Origin of the sequence: Flavobacterium sp. (genome assembly GCF_049590715.1) — a bacterium.
In the GTDB taxonomy this organism is placed as follows: domain Bacteria; phylum Bacteroidota; class Bacteroidia; order Flavobacteriales; family Flavobacteriaceae; genus Flavobacterium.
Genome location: NZ_JBAWDL010000181.1, coordinates 1 through 1718, shown reverse-complemented (window position 1 = coordinate 1718; position 1718 = coordinate 1). Strand labels below are relative to the sequence as shown.

Annotated in this window: 2 protein-coding genes; both read left to right on the top strand. The window is 34.8% G+C overall.

Annotated features, from left to right (window positions below; all coding sequences use genetic code 11):
- Positions 1 to 257, top strand: a 257-nt coding sequence (locus WBQ70_RS08400; RefSeq protein ID WP_423912853.1) for a fibronectin type III-like domain-contianing protein, incomplete at its 5' end; no start/stop codon positions are given.
- Positions 258 to 596: 339 nt separating this feature from the next.
- Positions 597 to 1718: sulfatase-like hydrolase/transferase (locus WBQ70_RS08395; RefSeq protein WP_423912849.1), on the top strand; the 1122-nt coding region annotated here is incomplete at its 3' end.

Genomic DNA, 1718 nt, shown 5'->3' with positions numbered 1-1718 from the left:
CCGAAATTGTACAATTATATGTATCACCAGTAGATACTACTTCAACAATGAAACCAATTCAGCTAAAAGGATTTGAAAGAGTTGCATTGAAATCAGGTGAATCAAAAACACTCGTTTTTAAAATTTCCCCGCAACAACTAGTGCAATATGAAAATGGATTATTGAAGCTGGAAAATATGAATTTAAAATTGGTGCTTCTTGTACAGACATTCGTCAAAAAGGAGTTGTTGATATCAAAGGAGATGATCTGGTTTTAGAGCAGGGTAGAGAAGTGTTTTTTACAGAAAATGATATTAAATAAAGAAATTTGTGTTCTATTATGCAATATTTTTGTGCTTTATACATAGTAGGACAGACTAAACAGTACTTGTCTAGTTATTGTCTATATGATAAAGAGTATCAATTTATATTCAGAACCTATATTTGTGTCGCCAAGTTGTCGCTCGCGTGAGGGATTATAGTGGAGCTCTTTTTTTATCCCGTTTTTTTTAAGGGATAAAAAAAAGCGGGAACGGAAAGCCCGACCCGTAGTTTTTACGGAGGGGCACGCCCAAATTAAAAATACTATTATAAAAAACACAAAAAATTAAATTGAAATGAAACGTACTAACAGATTGACCCTTGTTATGATTGTTTTTTTGATGGCTTTTATGCCAATGAAAATTACAGCTCAAAAATCAAATCAAAAAACAAATATTATTTTCCTATTTGCAGATGATGCGGGATATAATGATTTTGGTTTCCAAGGAAGTAAATATTTTAAAACACCCAATCTAGACAAACTAGCTTCTGAGGGAATGATTTTTAAGGAAGCCTATACCACCGATTCTGTTTGTGGACCTTCGAGAGCGGGATTGCTTACGGGAATGTATCAACAACGCTACGGAATTGAGGAGAACAACGTTCCAGGTTATATGAGTGAATCCTCCCGATTGAATGATGACGAAATGGGATTGCCATTAAATATAAAAACCATAGCCGATTATTTACATCCATTAGGATATAAGTCTATTGTTCTTGGAAAATGGCACTTAGGAAATGCTGATCGTTACCATCCTTTGAAGAGAGGTTTTGATGAGTTTTACGGTTTTAGAGGAGGGGCAAGAAGTTTTTGGCCTTTGACTCAAACAGAAGCTGCAAACAGACCCGAAGACAGATTAGAAAGAGGTTTTGGAAATTATGCGGAACCAACCAAATATATCACAGATGATTTTGCTGATAAAGCCTGTGATTTTATGGAGGAAAACAAAAAGAATCCATTTTTTATGTATGTGTCATTCAATGCGGTGCATAGCCCATTACACACTACTGATGAAGACATGGCTAAGATAAAAGGTTTGACTGGTAAACGCCAACAGTTAGCAGCGATGACCTTAGCACTTGACCGTGCTTGCGGACAAATTTTAGACAAACTAAAAAAATTAGGCTTAGAAAAAAATACCTTAATTGTTTTTTCTAACGATAACGGTGGACCTGATGGAACAGAAACGTCTAACTATCCTTTAAGTGGATGTAAATCTAATTTTCTTGAAGGAGGAATTAGAGTTCCTTTTATTATGAAATTGCCTTCAGTAATTAAACCTGGAAGTACTTATGATAAATCTATCAGTATGCTTGATATGGTGCCAACTTTTATCAATTTAGCGGGTGGAAACGCTTCTACAATTAAAGTGTTAGATGGTGTTGATTTGATGCCTTTTGTAACCAATAAAAATACA